Source organism: Arthrobacter sp. HMSC06H05, assembly GCF_001807395.1.
Taxonomy (GTDB): Bacteria; Actinomycetota; Actinomycetes; order Actinomycetales; family Micrococcaceae; genus Pseudoglutamicibacter; species Pseudoglutamicibacter albus.
Genome location: NZ_KV788974.1, coordinates 75,889 through 77,078 on the forward strand (window position 1 = coordinate 75,889; position 1,190 = coordinate 77,078).

Below are 1,190 nucleotides of genomic sequence, written 5' to 3' on the forward strand. Positions count from 1 at the left end.
CCGCACCACACCACCAGCGGCGGCAGTGTCGCTGTTGCTGGTTGTGCTGTTCTTGCCATTGCCGCCGTTCTTGTCGTCGGTGTTGTGTTTGGGGTTGGTGAGGTAGAAGTTGGTCCAGGCGGTGGTGAGGGTGTTGGGTTTGATCGCATCGGTGGTGACTGCTCCGGGGTGGATGCGGATGCGTTTGGTTTCGGTCTCGACAAGGGTGCGGATTTCGGTGATGGTCAGCGGGGCCTGCTCAGCCGGAGCACCATTCTTAGATGGTTTGCTTTTGGCGCGGCAGGCGAGTTGGGTGGTGGCGGTGTTGGTGGTGTAGAGCAAGTCGTCACGTTGACCGCACTCATCCACTGCCCGGCGGGTGCAGGCTTGGGTTTTAGCCGCATTACGAGCTTTCGGGTCCACCATCTCGGCTACATGCAGGTCACTACCAGCAACCTTGGTGGAACCGGTCACAGCCCCGGAGCGATCCAACGCAGAAGCGGTACACGCCTGGTGCCACAACAAACGCTTCCCAAAAAACTTAGGAGCAGTAGCAGGTGTATATTTCGGTGCTCTGGACATCACCAGTTCAGATTTTCTTTTGGATATCTGAGATGCCGCTACCTGAACGCTTTTCTTGTCTTGGTCGAAGGTTGTGTCCGGCGACGAATAGGCAGGGCCTACTGGGAGAAGTATCAGCGGAACGGCGGTAAGTAAGGTGATGATTCGTTTAGTTCTCAAGTTGGTACAGTCCTTCCATTTGCCATTTTCCGTTGACTCGTCGGAGCTCTACGAAGGCCTCCTCCAACGTGATCTCGGGGTACTGCTCGACCGGTTTGGTTTTCCCGGGAATATAGCGTTTGCGTGCAGAACCGGTAATAGAAAGACCGACTTCGTAATTGCCGTTGTCCGACGTTCTAAGATCGGGGCGAATATCGTTCATGGTGAGGCCGCCACCGATATTCCAGGACCTATCTTCGGAAATCAGCTCCAGCGATTCTTGAACTCCTTTGCAGTAGTCGCATGACTTACTGGTTATTTCCCAGAATTCCGGTCGCATTTTGCCTGTTTCTAGCCCGTAGTTGAATTCCTTGGTCCAGTGCTCGATGAACGCGACCTGACCGGCTTTGCTTTTTTCTTTCGCTACCTCCGGTAGTGGTCCAGGGACAGGGACATTTTGGGCTGGGCGTTTCGGGGTTGCTGGCTTATAG

2 protein-coding genes are annotated in these 1,190 nt (G+C 54.7%); both read right to left on the reverse strand.

Annotation, left to right across the window (positions count from 1 at the left end; translation table 11 throughout):
• Window positions 1-471: hypothetical protein (locus HMPREF3160_RS09960; RefSeq protein WP_176744682.1), on the reverse strand; the 471-nt coding region annotated here is incomplete at its 3' end.
• Window positions 472-709: 238 nt separating this feature from the next.
• A partial coding sequence (locus HMPREF3160_RS02080) for a DUF6318 family protein (RefSeq protein ID WP_256173819.1) occupies window positions 710-1,190 on the reverse strand: 481 nt, incomplete at its 5' end.